Origin of the sequence: Methanolobus zinderi (assembly GCF_013388255.1) — an archaeon.
GTDB classification, from domain to species: domain Archaea; phylum Halobacteriota; class Methanosarcinia; order Methanosarcinales; family Methanosarcinaceae; genus Methanolobus; species Methanolobus zinderi.
In genome coordinates this window covers 2,229,598-2,244,991 of sequence record NZ_CP058215.1, presented here as the reverse complement: position 1 = coordinate 2,244,991, position 15,394 = coordinate 2,229,598, and the positions used below count along the sequence as shown (strand labels likewise).

The following is a 15,394-nucleotide window of genomic DNA, read 5'->3' as shown; positions in this document are numbered from 1 at the left end:
GGATGTATTTGATCTGATACAGATTCAAATACAGATGAAAATTTCAAATAAATACTCAATTGTCAAGTGATATCATGAAAGTAAGCGTACCATGTATGGGAAAAGGCGGAATCGATGATACAGTCAGCCAGCATTTTGGAAGGGCGCCTGCCTACACCGTCTTTGACACAGAGACCGGTGAATATTCTGTTGTAGTGAAAAATGGCGGTGAAGGTCCTGCTGATCTGATGGCTGGAGCCGGTGTGAACATAATGCTCTGCGGAGGTATCGGAAAGGGTGCTGCAATGATGCTCCAGCAGAAAGGGATTGATGTTTTCATTGGTGCATCCGGAACTATAAAAGATGCCATTAATGCATGGGAATCCGGTGCACTTGCAAAGAACCAGGATGGCAACTGTGACAGCCATGACCACGACCATGGTCACGATGACTGTAGCTGCAATTGCAGCTGTCACAGTCAGGTCACACTTAGCTGAATTGCTTGTCAGGTATAAGTAAGAAAATTGCCATGCAATGTGGTAATCTAATTTCGGTAAAGCAATTTTATGTTATGGCTAATTGCTTTGCCTTTTATTTTTATGTAATTGCATGTATCAAAAGTTATTTGTGTGTCTGTGGAATATTTTTAACTGCGGATGGCTATTTTAACATAAACAAATTCGGATCAGTGGATGAGCAATGAAATGTGCATTCTGTGATGAAAAGGAATGTCGTGAAGGCAAGGATTGTGTTGGTCTGTCAAAAGACACTGTCTATGAGGGATCTGATCTTGAGTCCATGAAGGTATCCGCCTCCATCGAAGCCCGATACTACATGCAGAAGACAAGGCTTGAGGAGTTGATTCTTTATGCAAGGGATATGGGCTATGAGAAACTGGGTCTTGCCTTTTGTGTGGGTCTTGAAAAGGAAGCAAGAACCATCCAGAAGATACTCGAAAGCGATTTCGAGGTATTTTCTGTATGTTGCAAGGTTTCAGGAACTGATAAAGGGGAATATGGTCTTGAGAGACTGCGTCCGGAAAATTTCGACCCCACATGCAATCCGATTATACAGGCGGATATACTTAAAAATAAGGGGACGCAGCTTAATATCATAATTGGTCTTTGCATAGGTCATGACATACTTTTCACACAGCATTCGGCTGCGCCTGTTACAACCCTGATAGTCAAGGACAGGGTGCTTGCACATAATCCGGCAGGTGCCATATATTCCAACTACTATCTGAAGAAAAGATTCGGTCTTGAGGAATGAGGAATGCTTGGTATGAAACTTACAGTTGTCTATGATAATCAGGCAAAAGAAGGGCTCAGGAGCGGCTGGGGCTTTTCCTGCTATATCGAATCCCCTGAAAAGAATATACTCTTTGATACAGGCTGGGACGGACATCTGCTGATGGATAACATGAGTAAGCTCTCCCTGTCACCAGAGGATGTGGGTATCCTTGTGTTATCCCATAGTCACTGGGATCATACCGGCGGGGTTCCAGCTTTACTCAATGCGAATTCCGATCTGGAGGTATATGTACCATCCGGCTTTTCTGCAAATCTAAAGAATGAGATATCTTCAAGATGTAGAGTTCTCCATGAGGTAAAAGGTCCTCAGGAACTGTGTCCGGGTGTTCACACAACAGGAGAACTTGGGAACAAGATCAAAGAGCAGTCCCTGATACTAGAATCAGGCGGAGGTATCTACGTAATCGCAGGTTGCTCACATCCCGGACTTAGATCCATAATGGATACTGCGTCTATCTTTGGTGATGTTAAAGGTATTATCGGAGGCCTGCATGATAGCCGGGAATATGACCAGCTTGCAGGAATGGAGTTAATAGGTGCAGGTCATTGCACGCAACATAAGGAAAGGATCTGTGAGATGTATCCTGATTCCTTTGAAGATATATTCGCAGGATATGTAACAGAGATTTAGAATAGAATATAGAAAATCAATTGATTTTTGGGATTAAAAAAAGAAATTATAGCAGCACTTGTGTGCTACTATTGAAATATCTGTTTTATTTTCTTCTGCTTGCAACAAAAGCAACTGCCAGCATGCCGATCAGTGTGAGTGCACTGAAGCCCGGAAGACCGTTTGATGTTTCTTCCTGTTGTTCTGTGCCTTCGTTTTCTTCCTGGAGCCCGGTATCATCAGAGGTTTCGGACTCGTCTTCAGAAGCTTCGACAATGCTGGTATCTTCCACTGCGCTTATAGCAAACGGAGAGAATCCGGGTGTTTTTGCTGTAAAGTAAACAAAGTCGGAATCTTCATCTGCTATTGCTGTTTCAAGCTGGTTCCACTCTGTGGTATACCTCATGAGCCTTACATTCGCAGAATCTATGTCATTCTCCTCAAGCCATGATTTTTCCACACTGAAGGAAACTTCCGGACCGGATATCGTACTGGAACTTGCCCAGCCGCCTTTACCAACCCAGATGTTCATGTTCCTGTATACCTTGCCGTTGGGCTTGGAATCCACAAGTGCTGACGTGTCATGCAGAACTTCAATTGTTACATCGATCATACCTGCATTGAGCTTGGGTGTGAAGGATACAATGCTGATCGGGTTTTCCTCGCCAGTGAATTCATATTCAGCAAGGACGTCCTTCTGCATGTATACCTTCTTCACAGCCTTATGGGCAATGTTCTCATACTCTTCACCACTGGCGCCGCCTCCGCCGCCACCGCCTCCGCCGCCGCCGGAGGAGGAAGATGTGTCAGAGCTTGTTGAAGGACCGACTACAGAGGAACTTGTTGTTACGGTTCCTCCAGGTATGGTGGATGTTACGGATAATGGCAGTGTGTTTGAAGATGAAGGGTCATCAGCAACCACTGTCCATGAACCCGAACTTGATGCACCTGGTGCAATTGTACCAAGTGATGCGGGATCTGTTCCGCTGCTGAGACTCCAGCCACTTGGGAGTGCCAGGTCGACTTTGACATTGGTAGCATCGGCAGCACCGGAGGATGCACTGTTGGATACCACATAACTTAGCACTACTTCCTGTCCTGCACTGACAGATGATATGTCAGTACTGGAAGATACACTAAGTACCGGCCTGTCTTTTACTGTGATTGCAGATGATGCTGTCTTTGCAGTACTACTGTCATCATCTCCTGAGGCTGACACAGTGAAGGGTGATGAGTGAGTTCCGGTTGAGGTAGCTGTAACAGTCCATGAAACGGCTTTTGTACCGTCACTTGTGAACTGTACCTGCTGGGTCGGACTTGGTATTGTGAACTGTCCCGAATTGTCGGTGAGTGTCACATCCACCGTAAGCGTACCGGATACACTTGCAGCGCTTACAGATGATGTTATGGTAATACTTTCGTCCTTCACAACATTTGTATCATAGCTGATACTTCCAATACTGAGGGAAGCCGCAGCAGAAGCAGTTGGGATGGTCCCAACTGCAATCAGTATAGCCATTAAAAATACGGCTAGTTTTTTCATTATCAATTACCTCCCATTGGGTCTTCGCCATCCATTGGTCCATCGTCCATGTATTGTCCCTGCATGAACTCTGACATATCACCCTGCATGAAGAAGTTTATCTTCAAGGTTTCTGTTCCTCCTGAATTCTTCTGAATATCCACAAAGGCTGTGAATTCAGCAAAGTCATAGTCGATACCTTCCATGTCTTCAGGCAGAATTTCAAGAGTACCTTCTCCATCCACAAGGGTCGTATTGACCATTGCAGAACTCATATCCCATGAAACTGGGCCATCTTCTACAGGTCCTTCCTCGAAGTATCCACCGAAAGTCATCTTCAGAGACTTAAGTTCCGCAGTTCCTTCTACAGGTGTTCCATCAAAGTCCTTTGCTGTGACAAAGACGGTTATGGTCTCGTTTGTTTGAACTTCTGATACTGAAGAGAAGGACTTGAGAATTGCCGTACCTGCGCTCTCATTGATCTTGAGGGTCGGGAAGGCAACCGGCCAGCTATCCATATTGCCGGTACCAATCTCCCAGGCCTGTCCCTCGGACATATTCACCAGAGGGAAGGAATCCTGGCCATCCATGAAATTCTCAGGGATTGAGTCGTTGAATCCCTGTTCTGTGGTGTACAGGTCATATATGGAATTCACATTCTCATAGTTCTGCCAGTCACGAAGTGTAGTAAGATCCGAGTCGTCATCGTATACAGCCTCAGTAGGCATGTTCACTCCGTTTGAGAGAGTGTCCATGAGAAGTATATGATAACGTTCATCGGATGTGATCTCACCGACACCCGGTTCGACATCGTTTTCATCAAACATCATACCTGCAGTTGCAACGTCAAATCCTACATCTTCATCACTGAATTTACCGGTGTAGAAGATTGGTTCGTCTGATATCCATTCAGGAATTGGGTAGACCTGCGTGACACTGCTGTTGAGCAGTATGAACCTGCCTCCCCAGTTTGAAACCGATGCAGCATAGTAGTTATCGAATTCGCTGATGGTCTCGCCGATGCGATAGTTGCTCACATCATTTGAATCACTTGCATTGACCACAAGTATGCTGTCCTTTGTTTCAGGGAAGTATTCAGGCAACTGGTCATACATTGTACCAGCTTCATCTTCGTAACCGAAGATGTAGTAGTCCTGGCCATTGAAGTTGGCCTGAGCCACGGATCCTGAATAGCTTGTCATGTCATTCATGACCGGTTCGACAGCTTCCACGCTAAGAATCATTATCGGACTTCTAAGGGTAAGCACAACATCAAACTCATTGATCTCACTGACATTGAAGTCCAGTCCTCCCATCCAGTATTGTTCTCCTAGAGTGAATTCCCTGACCTCAGGTCCTGAATCCCGGTTATAGCCCGGTACTGTCCACGGCCAGCCCTGATACGTCATGGATATATTTGCTGTTCCGGCACTTGAATTGCAGTCGTTTACAGTAAAGTTCCACATATCATCATAGAAGCTGGTGCTTTCATCATAGCTCAGGACTATTGTATCGCCTGTGTTGTTCACCATTGTTACATTGTAGTCCAGAGCAAGGCTTGCACTGCTTGAGTTGATGCTGGCACCGACTCCGATCTCGCCGGCTTCAAGTTTCTCTCCGTCTGCAGAATAGTTGAATGCACCTGTTGTACTGTTGTAGTACCATTCATTGAATGGCCAGTCCATATTGTACATGTCTGATTCTGGATTGAAATTATAGGCAGAGACACCTTTCTTGAACTCGATCTCGTCTCCGTATGCAAGAAGCATGTTGTTTCCTGGCATACCGTCACTGCTGTCATCATCATTGAGTTTGATGAGGTCTATCTCACCGGGGATTCCAAGTGCTCCTGAAACCATGAAGTTACGTACTTCAAAGCGTGTGAGCTCCCAGAAAGTCTCTTCATTGGCAACTGCATACTCGCCTTCTTCGATGGTCACATTGTAGTGTATCATCCAGGAGCCGGTTGGTATGTTTGCTTCTGAAGTATTGATCTCGATGAGTGCCAGTCCCGTGGAATCAGTTGTGGCGTTGACGTTCTCGAGGGTCTGCCTTGTTTTACTTTCATCTATGAGATAGTCAATTCTGACATCCTTGTCCGCAAGTGGGTCGCCTCCAGGTGTTGTCACCAGGAATGGAACCTTTATTGTTGATCCGTTCTGGAATGTTCCGATTTTCATGCCGTTCCAGCCTTCCTCATATGTGCTGAACTCCAGTGTATATGCGGAGGATTGGTACTTGTTACTGAGCAGGTATATCGGATCGCCACCGAACTCAACAGGCTCACCGGCACTTGCGTCTATGTATCCTGCGGTGAAGTTGTATGAATCACTGATAAGCACCGTGTCATACTTTCCTGCAGTAGTGGAGTCTGCCATAAGTATGAGGTAATTATCATCGAAGTATTCTCCATCTCCATCGAGGTCTATGTTCCTCCAGTCATCGTCCTGGAAATCACTTACAAGGAATTTACCTGATTTACTCATAGCCATGATCGTATCATTCAGCAGAATACCATTCTTGAGAGTGTTCTGACCCTCCAGTTTTATGGTTCCGTCTGACTTGATTTCACTGATGGCCCAGGTCCTTCCGGTATAATCCGTGAATTCGGATCCTTCGGACACATTGAAAACCTGTGTGCTTGTTGAATTGGACAGATTTCCAATTGCCCAGTGACTCTCATTTTCATATTCGATGTAGAGTGTGTCATAAACTGTATCGATTGCTACCATTGAGTAGTATGGGACAAAGCTGCTGTTATGTGAATCCTCGCCCATTATGTTATAATCGGTTGAAATGGGTGAGATCCGATCCTCATCAATGATACTACCTGCAATCTTTCCGGCAGTTATATTGCCCAGACTTTCCAGGTAACTCTGCTTTGTAAGTATGTCCGTTGTAGCACTGATGGATGTTGTGTTGGTGTGATACTGTGCGGCACTGACACTTATCCTCATGGGGTTTGTAACGGTGACACTCGCCAGCTCAAGTCTGAACCAGAAATCAGTGTAGACTTCATTTCCGTTTTCGTCTGTGGCTTTAAGTGTCATCATGTAAGCACCCTGGTCCCATCCGGTAGTATCAACGGACACATTGATCTCATTTGGATTCAAACCTTCTTCTGTGGTGGTGATACCTGCCATCTGACTCTTTGTCTTGTAGCTTGTTCTCCACATGCCTTCCTTCATCACTTCTTCCACAGTGACATTTGTGATATTGTGGCCGTTACTGCTCCACATCTTATCCTGTGATGCTTTAACTGTGAAGTTAACAAAATCGTTAACCGGGAAGTCATATTCTCCATCTGAATCGACCCATGAGACAAAGGCTGTGGTATACACCCATGCCCTTCCAATCTCTGTGGAATTGCCATCATCAGCTTCGAAAACAAATTCGAAGTTACCTCCTCTGGAAAGTCCCGGATATTCATAATATCCAGTTCCGTTGATAGTTCCGGCATCCATCTCGGTATCATTGTACATGGTTGAAGGAGTCATCATGTCCCAGTCACCCATTGCAATGATCTTTGTAAGGGTGACATTGACTTCCTTTGAATCGAAGTTGTTGTCAAAGGCGTTCAGGGAGAAATTAATAGGCTGATCTATACCTGCATCCCATGATGTGGAATATGGATAGAAAATAAAGTTACTTACCTCAAACCATCCGTTTCCGTAGTCGGTTACACCATCCTGGGTTGTCATCTTTATCCTGACGTTGTAGAATCCGGATTTGAGACTGTTTTCAGGTGAGATACTTAGTGTGGCATCACCACTGGAATCAGTTGTAACTGAACTCATAGAATCCTCCACAGCAATTGTTTCACCTGTCATTCCGTATCTTAGTTCTTCAACCTCGATGGATGCGGACGATACATCATTTCCACTGATGTCTTCTACATGTACTGAAAGCTCGATGGTGTCATCAGCTCCGAATACCTTAAAGGTACTGGAGTTCTCATCGAATGTCGGTTTTCCTTTTATCCTGTAGAGCTTCTCATCAAACCAGGCGTCCCCTGTTACAGTCGTCGGACTTCCGTCAACTGTTGCGTTGACCCAGAATCTGACATAGTGGAAACCAAGGTTTGAGTCCGTGACATTGAAGCTGAGAACCTTCTGGCCTTCTATGGTTGTCAGTGCGGGATCTTCCATGTACTCGGTAACTACTTCAGAAGCACTTTCACTCCAGACCTCTACAAGTCCTGCTTCGTGTATATTTTCAGCAGGTATCTCCAGACCTGTTGAAGGATCGAATGCAGTGATCATTATCCTTGCAGTGGCATCAGGAGCTACTGTGGGGCTGAACCATCCCATCTTGTTTACAGGCTCTCCGTGCACGAAAATATCCTGTACTGTGATACTTCTTCTTGCGGTGTTCCAGCCTGAGAGGTTCGCTCTGACCTCTACATCGTAGACGCCGTTCTGTTCAGGAGCTGTGAAGTTGATTACGGCAAATGTCTCTCCGATAGTTTGCTCAACCTCATCCTGTATGTCTGCAGGAACTTCTATGTAGTCATAGAAAGTCGTAGCATTCATAACGGACATGAAGGAAGTATTTACATTTCCGTCTCTGTCGGTAATACTGAGGCTGTAGTTCGCAGTGTCGAGTCCTGTCATTGATTCAAAATCAATGTTCTCTCCGCTGGCAAGATTGCTTCCGGCAATTACCAGGAATCCTTCCTCTCCCGGTGCGAAACCGTCACTCTCGCCGTCATTCTTGGAGACTGCCTTTATGAAGATGTCATAAGCCTTGATGTTGTAGCTTGTGTAAGCTTTCTGTGTCTGACTTGAAGTGCTTGCTTCATATTTTACGTAATAGGTGTCTATTTCCTCATCATCAGGAATTGTATAGCTTGTGGTATAGGCACCGATATCACCGTCGTATGTGAGTGTGAGTTCGTTAAGATAAGAATCATTGTTCTTGCTTGTGATACTGGCAGTGACGGTTGCATCTGTCAATGGTGCACCGGAACTTAAATTGTTAAGGTATACTGCAGGTATCATAACTTCGCCACGGGCAAAGGTGTGTTTGGGTGTGTTCTCTGTGGAAAGCATATCTCCAAACATGCTCATGGTGTTTACAACAAATGATATGTGTCCGATGTCATCTGCAACCAGGTGATATGTACCTGCTGTGCTTTCTATGGTCATCGTTGTTGTATTGAGTCCATGTGAGTTTGTCAGCAACTCTGTGGAGGATATAAGAGTACCATCATCTTTGAACTGCTCAAACATGATCTCATCCTGGACCGGGTATCCACTGGAGTTCAATGCCAGTATGCTGACATTTACCGATTCTCCACCTGTGAAACTCGGGGTCACGATCTTTGCCAGTGTAATGGCATTCTCATTGTTGATGCTGATGAATCTGTAGCTTACTCCACTGAGTTTTACCTTGGAACCCTCTACAAGATTACCTATTACACTCATGCCTGAATCGTCTGAACTGAGATTCATATCAGGATCATCATCAACGTATGATACGTCCGAACCTGATACAAGGAAGCTGTATGTGGTATCGCCGAGCGTTATATTGCCCCCGGTCTTACCATCACTGAGGGGTCCGGTGATCCCGTGACTTTCTGAAAGTTCGATAGTCAGGACTTCACCCTCTGTGAACATCACTTCAATCGTCTGGGGATCGTTCGCTCCGACAACGTTCATGTAAAGGTATGGTGAAATCACACCGCTCTCAATGTCCACGGCAACTACAGTATATCTGTCTGCCACATCAGGAGCACTCATAGTTGTGGAGAATACTCCTTCAGAAGCTGTAACTGTTTTATTGGAGCTCTGATTTGCGGGGCCGGTAAATTCGTCTCCTTCGGGCCATATGATTATCTTTACTTCTCCCGAACTGTTACCGTCCTGTACCTCTCCGGTTATGTCGATCTCATCTCCCGGACCGTATGTTTTTCCATCTATACTGAATTTTTGAATTGATGTTGCCGAACCAACCGGGTTGATTAGCAACAATAGCACAATTGTTATACATATCAGAAAACTGATTCTGATATGCCTGTTTATTTTTTTCTTGTCTGAATTCATTCCTTTCACATCCAACCCATGGATAAACGAATTAGATATTCTTAGATAGTATCTCAAATATTATATATAAATTATACTTATAGAATCAACAATTGCACATTTAATTTTAAATGTATGTTAATTTTGTTAATCTATTCTGCAAAAATCTTAATACTGATTTTATTTTCAGTGCAACTATCCGGCCATACAAATTTCAGTATTATAATAAAAAATGATGAAGAATACTCGTAATCTTTTTATTTCATCAGGACAGAAGTTTTTACGGGGTAAAGGTATGGTACATGAAACTAACAGAAATTCCGGCACCTTTGCACATATAGTACAATCTCTTCCAGACTATTCAGAAATAATTATCTTGATACTGGTGTTGGCTTTACTATGGATGTCCTCTGATGAGATTGCACATTTTGTGGATATCGTACGTGATGCATTTATATACCGCGGTGGGCCGTGAGCCTGGCTGCAATCATACATGACTAATTCTTAGTACAGCTTATATCTGAATACGTATTATACTATTATTTGTGGTGGTTTTATATGGTGGAAAGAATGGCTATTGTAAACAGTATTGGAGTAGTTTCCCTGGGAAAGGTAGTCGGATTGATCTACGCTCTTTTCGGTTTGATAATTGGAGCATTCGTGACACTTTTCTCCCTTCTGGGCGCGGTGGCTGCTCAGGGATTGGGATTTTCAGGTGCCATGAGTATTTTCTTTGGCATCGGATCGATAATCTTAGTTCCGATATTCTACGGAATAATGGGTTTTGTTATCGGTGTTCTAGTGGCATGGTTCTATAACCTTATAGCAGGATGGATCGGTGGAATCGAAGTAGAAGTAAAAGTTGAATGAATTAGTGGTAAAAAAGGAGATAAGTGGTTTACACTTTCTCCCGTATTGTTTCTTTTTTATTCGAAAAAGGAGCCCATGGAAGTACGCACATGGGGCATTCGGGTCCGTAGCCAGCAGCAGCATAACCTGTCATGCCACCGGCAACATTGTATACTCGATCGAATCCTTTCTGCTTGAGTATACTGCACCCCATGCTCGATCTTTTACCTGATCCGCAGATGAGTGCGATCTCGGCTTTCTTGTTAAATTCTGTGTAGCGGTCGCGTAGTTCATGGACAGGGATGTTGATCGAATTGCGGATATGGAAGTCCTCGTATTCCGAAGCAGAGCGTACATCCACAACTACCAGGCTGTTGCCTGTACTTATTTTTTTGTGTAATTCTACTGCCGAGAGCTGCGGAACATGGTCGGTTTCAAGCCCGGCGGTCACCCAGTCGTACAAACCTCCTTCAAGATATCCCTCTATCCTGTCAAGTCCCACTCTGTAGAGCTGGGTACATGCCTCAAGTGCCTGCTCATAGCTGTCAGAAACCAGCATTATGTTCTTGAAATGCGGGATCAGCCACCCGGCATATGTAGCAAAATTGCTGTTCAGGTCGATATGGTATGAATCTGTTATGTGCTGGCCTCCGAAGGATTCAAAACTTCGTATATCCAGTACGGCAGAATCTTCCTTCTTTGAGGTTTCTGTGAATTCCTCAGTATTTAGTGCTTTTATGGGCGCGAATCCTTTGATCAGCACCGGTCCTTCTTTGTTCGTACCGGTACATCTGCTGAAATGGTCCGGTGCATCAGGCATGCTGGTTGTCAGGGAGTCAATGAAATCATTGAGCTCTTTGATGTTCAGTGCATAGTTGTAAGCCTTTTCATAGCCTATGGTACTTGTCCGTTTAGATGCCATCGCCCTTCCGCACAGGGACCCTGCTCCGTGTGCAGGGTAAACTTCACAAAAATCGGGCAGTGTGAGGAGTTTATCATGAATACTGTGGTACAGCTTTGTGGCAAGTTCTTCAGCTCTTCCCGGGAAGAGGTCCGGTCTGCCTACGTCTCCTACGAATAATGTGTCTCCACAGAATAACGCAACAGGTTGCTCTCCTCTTGCGGTATCAGTAACAGTGTATGATATATGTTCCGGGGTATGGCCTGGTGTTTCCAGGACATTGATCTCCATATCTTCCAGCATGAGGGAATCGCCTTCAGAAAGTGCAATGTGCTCGAAATCACATTCGGCACTCTTCGGAGCATATATGTCTGCTCCTGTTCTGCTGGCAAGTTCCATGTGGCCTGATATAAAATCCGCATGCAGGTGAGTTTCCAGTATATGGGTGATCTTGACTCCAAGTTCTCTTGCCTGCTGCACGTATATGTCTGTATCTCTTCGAGGGTCTATAACTGCGCATGTTTTATTTCCGCTCAGGATGTATGAGCTGTGTGCTATACCTTCGGTGAAGTACTGCTTTATGATCATTCTTGTTTTCCCTTTCCAAGTAATCTGTAGTACTATATGTGATCTTACAAATAAATTATCAACCGAACATTGACTGCTAAACTCCTGCGAAAATTATTTCAGGTCTATGATTCAAATTAAGAACAGGAAGTGAGGTTTAATGGTGGACATTGATCTGTTATCCGGATTCAGTTATGCAGTACTTTCTTTCTTTGAGACTTTTCTGACAATTATAGGTCTGGGTCTGGTGATCTATGGAGGTATTCTTGCGGCAGGGGAGGTTTTTCTCCATGAGATCGGAAAAAAGTCCTTCACTTATTCTCATATAAGGCGCCAGTTTACTGATAAGATCCTGTTCGGCCTTGAGTTCCTGATTGCTGCAGACATTATACTTACTGTCCGCAGACCCACTCTGGATGATGTTCTTCTGCTGGGTGTCATAGTTGTTGTCAGGACCATTCTCGGATACTTCCTTACAAAAGAAGTTGAAGAATATAAATTTGAAGAGTAAGCTCTCGAAGATTCTTGTGAACTTTGGTCTATATGCAAATTTAAGCTTCATATTTGGTCAAAATTCAAAAAGACTATATACTACTTTGTGTAATTCTTATCCCATGCAGGAAATCACAGGGCTGGAACTCTCTCCCAAGAAGGTGGAATATCTCAAATTTCTCTTTAAAAAAGGAGAACTTGTACGAACTACTGACATATCCACTCAACTGGGAGTTGATCCTTCCACATCTACAAAAACAATCGGTGACCTGGCTGAATCCGGGTACGTGGAGCACATCCCCTACCGTGGGGTGAGATTGACCGAAATAGGGCAGCAGTATGCGGAATTTATGGTAAACAGGCACAACATACTGAGTCTGATGCTGAGTCATTATGGTCTGTCATCTGAAGAAGCATGCGAGGAAGCATCACGCTTCGAGGCATTTGTATCCAAATCCGCAGTTGACAATATATGTAAATCCATGGGTCATCCGACTGTGGGTGTTTGCGGTAAGATCAAACATATTTCGTGTGGTATTCTCTGATATTTTTTGTCCAAAATATTTGGATACTATGCAAACAATTTGGTATATATTCAAACAATGAGGTATTTTATGAAATATAGAATGTTGAAACTCGCGTTACTAGCACTCGTATTGCTAGTACTGGCAAGCGGATGTGTTGATGATCAGGAGGTCTCCGCCACATCGTCGGATAAGCCTGTTGTGGTAGTGAGTATTCTTCCTGAGGCCGAATTCGTGGAGCAGGTTGCAGGGGACCAGGTGGATGTGATGGTAATGGTTCCTCCGGGAGCGGACCCGCATTCATATGAAGTGACTCCGGGACAGCTCCGTGAGTTAAGTGATGCTGACATGTATGTGAAGGTCGGATCAGGCCTTTCCTTTGAAAATGTATGGATGGACAGGCTGATCGAAGTAAATCCTGACATGCTGGTGGTTGATGCCTCTGAAGGTATCCAGCTAAGGGCCATGGAGGCACACGCCCATGAAGAAGAACATGAGGGTGAAGAGGAGCACGACGAGGCAGAGGAAGAACATGAAGAAGAGGCAGGATCAAAGGATCCGCATGTGTGGACATCTCCTCAGGAAGCACAGATAATGGTTGAGAACATCTATGAGGGTCTGGTGGAAATTGATCCAGATAATACTGAACTATACACTCTGAACAGGGATGCCTACATCGGGGAACTTCAGGCAGCCGATGAGCAGATAAAGGAAACACTTGCTGGCAAGGAAGGCAGCACCTTTATGGTATATCATCCTTCATGGGGCTATTTTGCCGATGACTACGGACTTGAACAGGAAGCTGTTGAGATCGAAGGCAAAGAACCAAGTGTGCAGGATATGCAGCGTCTGATCGATACGGCCAGGGAAAAGAATATCACTGTGATATTCGTGCAGTCTGGCTTCAGTACCACAAACGCACAGACCATAGCCGGTGAGATCGACGGCGAAGTTGTGGAGGTCGATCCGCTGGCAAAGGATTATATAGATAATCTTGCAAAAGTTACCGAAGCATTTGAAAAAGGGCTGGCATAATATGACTGAAGTGATCGATCTCAAGGATATCTGGGTAAGTTATGATGACGTTTCCGTACTGGAAGCAGTAGACCTCACCGTAGAGGACAAGGATTTCCTTGCAATAATAGGTCCGAACGGGGGAGGCAAAAGCACCCTTCTGAAAGTTATTCTGGGATTGATCAAACCTGACAGGGGCTCTGTGAAACTACTGGGTGGTAACCCGAAAAAGACCAGGAAGTATGTGGGTTATGTACCTCAGTATATTTCTTCCAACCTTGAATTCCCCATAAACGTATGGGAGGTTGTCCTGATGGGTCGCCTGAGTCATAAGGGACCTTTCAGGTCATTTAATGAAGAGGACAAAAAGGCAGCTGAAGAAGCTCTGAACACCGTGGGAATGCTTGAATTCAGGGACCGGCAGATCGGTGAGCTTTCAGGTGGTCAGAAGCAGAGGGTATTTATTGCCAGATCACTGGTGACGCGTCCCAGGCTGCTCATACTGGATGAACCTTCTACAGGAATCGATTCCAGGAGGCAGAAAGAGTTCTATGAACTTCTCAACAGGCTCAAGTCAGAGATCGCCATCCTCATGGTAACTCACGATATAAGTGCACTGTCCGTATATGTTGATAAGATCGCGTGCCTGAACAAGCAGTTGCATTATCACAACTCCAAGGAAGTAAGTCCCGAGGACCTCGAAGCCACATATCAGTGTCCGGTGGAGTTAATAGCACATGGTGTGCCACACAGAGTCCTGAAACTACACTGAGTGGTGCCAAAAATGCTGGAAATTCTTCAATACGGTTTTATGCAGAATGCAATCACTGCTGCCATTCTTGCCAGTATTGCGTGTGGCATCATCGGTGTGTACGTTGTTGTCAAAAAGATTGTCTTTATAAGTGGTGGTATCTCACATGCATCCTTCGGAGGTATCGGGGTAGGCTACTACCTTGGTATAAATCCGCTGTACGGACTCATCCCCTTCAGCCTGCTTTCGGCTGTTGTAATGGGTCTTGTCAGCAAGAGGGCTAAGGTTGCGGAAGATACTCTTATAGGTATTCTCTGGTCTCTGGGTATGGCCATAGGTATAGTATTCATATACCTGACACCGGGCTATGCTCCTGATCTGCTGTCCTATCTTTTCGGGAACATACTTACGGTGCCACGCTCGGATATCTATCTGATGCTTGCGCTGGATGTGGTGATAATCGTTCTGGTCTATGCTTTCTACAAGGAGTTCATGGCCCTCTGCTTTGATGAGGAATTCGCAAAGGTTGCGGGTATCAATATAGAAAGGCTTTACCTTTTATTGCTCTGTCTTATCGCACTTACGATCGTACTGCTCATAAAGGTCGTGGGAATAATTTTGATCATCGCACTGCTCACAATGCCGGCAACACTAAGTCGCCATTATACCAATGATATCAGGAAGATGATGTACCTTGCCATGTTCTTCGGTGCGTTGTTCAGTGTTGCGGGCCTGTTCTTATCGTATATATTTGACATACCTTCGGGTGCGACGATTATTCTTGTTATGTCAACGGTATATATCCTGCACTTCATCTATGACGGCTTAAAGCCAAAAATTGCGGGCTGA

General features: G+C 44.8%; 12 protein-coding genes. 9 read left to right on the top strand and 3 right to left on the bottom strand.

Annotated elements, in window-relative coordinates; translation table 11 throughout:
• Window positions 1-74 precede the first annotated feature (74 nt).
• From HWN40_RS10995 to HWN40_RS10985, 3 genes are all read left to right on the top strand, one after another.
• Window positions 75-476 carry a NifB/NifX family molybdenum-iron cluster-binding protein gene (locus tag HWN40_RS10995; protein ID WP_176965774.1) on the top strand — a complete coding sequence of 134 codons (402 nt, stop codon included), beginning with the start codon at window positions 75-77 and terminating at the stop codon, window positions 474-476.
• A 202-nt stretch (window positions 477-678) separates the two neighbouring features.
• The gene (locus HWN40_RS10990; protein WP_176965773.1) at window positions 679-1,251 is read left to right on the top strand and encodes a DUF1847 domain-containing protein; all 573 of its coding nucleotides are present in this window, start codon (window positions 679-681) and stop codon (window positions 1,249-1,251) included.
• Between the two features lie 12 nt (window positions 1,252-1,263).
• Complete coding sequence (locus HWN40_RS10985) at window positions 1,264-1,923, top strand: MBL fold metallo-hydrolase (RefSeq protein WP_176965772.1); 660 nt, start codon at window positions 1,264-1,266, stop codon at window positions 1,921-1,923.
• A gap of 85 nt (window positions 1,924-2,008) precedes the next feature.
• Here the strand turns inward: HWN40_RS10985 and HWN40_RS10980 are convergent, their stop codons facing one another.
• Complete coding sequence (locus HWN40_RS10980) at window positions 2,009-3,445, bottom strand: PGF-pre-PGF domain-containing protein (RefSeq protein WP_176965771.1); 1,437 nt, start codon at window positions 3,443-3,445, stop codon at window positions 2,009-2,011.
• A 2-nt stretch (window positions 3,446-3,447) separates the two neighbouring features.
• Window positions 3,448-9,468 carry a hypothetical protein gene (locus HWN40_RS10975; RefSeq protein ID WP_176965770.1) on the bottom strand — a complete coding sequence of 2,007 codons (6,021 nt, stop codon included), beginning with the start codon at window positions 9,466-9,468 and terminating at the stop codon, window positions 3,448-3,450.
• 537 nt (window positions 9,469-10,005) lie between these two features.
• Here HWN40_RS10975 and HWN40_RS10970 point away from each other — a divergent pair.
• The gene (locus tag HWN40_RS10970) at window positions 10,006-10,317 is read left to right on the top strand and encodes a hypothetical protein (RefSeq protein WP_176965769.1); all 312 of its coding nucleotides are present in this window, start codon (window positions 10,006-10,008) and stop codon (window positions 10,315-10,317) included.
• 28 nt (window positions 10,318-10,345) lie between these two features.
• Here the strand turns inward: HWN40_RS10970 and HWN40_RS10965 are convergent, their stop codons facing one another.
• Complete coding sequence (locus HWN40_RS10965) at window positions 10,346-11,785, bottom strand: rhodanese-like domain-containing protein (RefSeq protein ID WP_176965768.1); 1,440 nt, start codon at window positions 11,783-11,785, stop codon at window positions 10,346-10,348.
• A gap of 139 nt (window positions 11,786-11,924) precedes the next feature.
• Here HWN40_RS10965 and HWN40_RS10960 point away from each other — a divergent pair, with 139 nt between their 5' ends.
• The 5 genes from HWN40_RS10960 (at window position 11,925) to HWN40_RS10940 (ending at window position 15,394) form a co-directional block, all read left to right on the top strand.
• Complete coding sequence (locus HWN40_RS10960; RefSeq protein ID WP_176965767.1) at window positions 11,925-12,275, top strand: DUF1622 domain-containing protein; 351 nt, start codon at window positions 11,925-11,927, stop codon at window positions 12,273-12,275.
• Between the two features lie 103 nt (window positions 12,276-12,378).
• Window positions 12,379-12,801, top strand: a complete 423-nt coding sequence (locus HWN40_RS10955) for a metal-dependent transcriptional regulator (protein ID WP_176965766.1) — start codon at window positions 12,379-12,381, stop codon at window positions 12,799-12,801.
• A 69-nt stretch (window positions 12,802-12,870) separates the two neighbouring features.
• The gene (locus tag HWN40_RS10950) at window positions 12,871-13,815 is read left to right on the top strand and encodes a metal ABC transporter solute-binding protein, Zn/Mn family (protein ID WP_176965765.1); all 945 of its coding nucleotides are present in this window, start codon (window positions 12,871-12,873) and stop codon (window positions 13,813-13,815) included.
• A 1-nt stretch (window position 13,816) separates the two neighbouring features.
• The gene (locus HWN40_RS10945; protein WP_176965764.1) at window positions 13,817-14,566 is read left to right on the top strand and encodes a metal ABC transporter ATP-binding protein; all 750 of its coding nucleotides are present in this window, start codon (window positions 13,817-13,819) and stop codon (window positions 14,564-14,566) included.
• Between the two features lie 12 nt (window positions 14,567-14,578).
• Window positions 14,579-15,394: a metal ABC transporter permease gene (locus HWN40_RS10940; RefSeq protein ID WP_176965763.1), complete on the top strand. Its 816-nt coding sequence runs from the start codon at window positions 14,579-14,581 to the stop codon at window positions 15,392-15,394.

Coding starts and splice junctions, on each gene's coding strand:
- HWN40_RS10945 (WP_176965764.1), top strand. CDS start 13,817: ATGACTGAAGTGATCGATCTCAAGGATATCTGGGTAAGTTATGATGAC.
- HWN40_RS10980 (WP_176965771.1), bottom strand. CDS start 3,445: ATGAAAAAACTAGCCGTATTTTTAATGGCTATACTGATTGCAGTTGGG.
- HWN40_RS10960 (WP_176965767.1), top strand. CDS start 11,925: ATGGTGGACATTGATCTGTTATCCGGATTCAGTTATGCAGTACTTTCT.
- HWN40_RS10955 (WP_176965766.1), top strand. CDS start 12,379: ATGCAGGAAATCACAGGGCTGGAACTCTCTCCCAAGAAGGTGGAATAT.
- HWN40_RS10965 (WP_176965768.1), bottom strand. CDS start 11,785: ATGATCATAAAGCAGTACTTCACCGAAGGTATAGCACACAGCTCATAC.
- HWN40_RS10975 (WP_176965770.1), bottom strand. CDS start 9,468: ATGAATTCAGACAAGAAAAAAATAAACAGGCATATCAGAATCAGTTTT.
- HWN40_RS10970 (WP_176965769.1), top strand. CDS start 10,006: ATGGTGGAAAGAATGGCTATTGTAAACAGTATTGGAGTAGTTTCCCTG.
- HWN40_RS10985 (WP_176965772.1), top strand. CDS start 1,264: ATGAAACTTACAGTTGTCTATGATAATCAGGCAAAAGAAGGGCTCAGG.
- HWN40_RS10940 (WP_176965763.1), top strand. CDS start 14,579: ATGCTGGAAATTCTTCAATACGGTTTTATGCAGAATGCAATCACTGCT.
- HWN40_RS10995 (WP_176965774.1), top strand. CDS start 75: ATGAAAGTAAGCGTACCATGTATGGGAAAAGGCGGAATCGATGATACA.
- HWN40_RS10950 (WP_176965765.1), top strand. CDS start 12,871: ATGAAATATAGAATGTTGAAACTCGCGTTACTAGCACTCGTATTGCTA.
- HWN40_RS10990 (WP_176965773.1), top strand. CDS start 679: ATGAAATGTGCATTCTGTGATGAAAAGGAATGTCGTGAAGGCAAGGAT.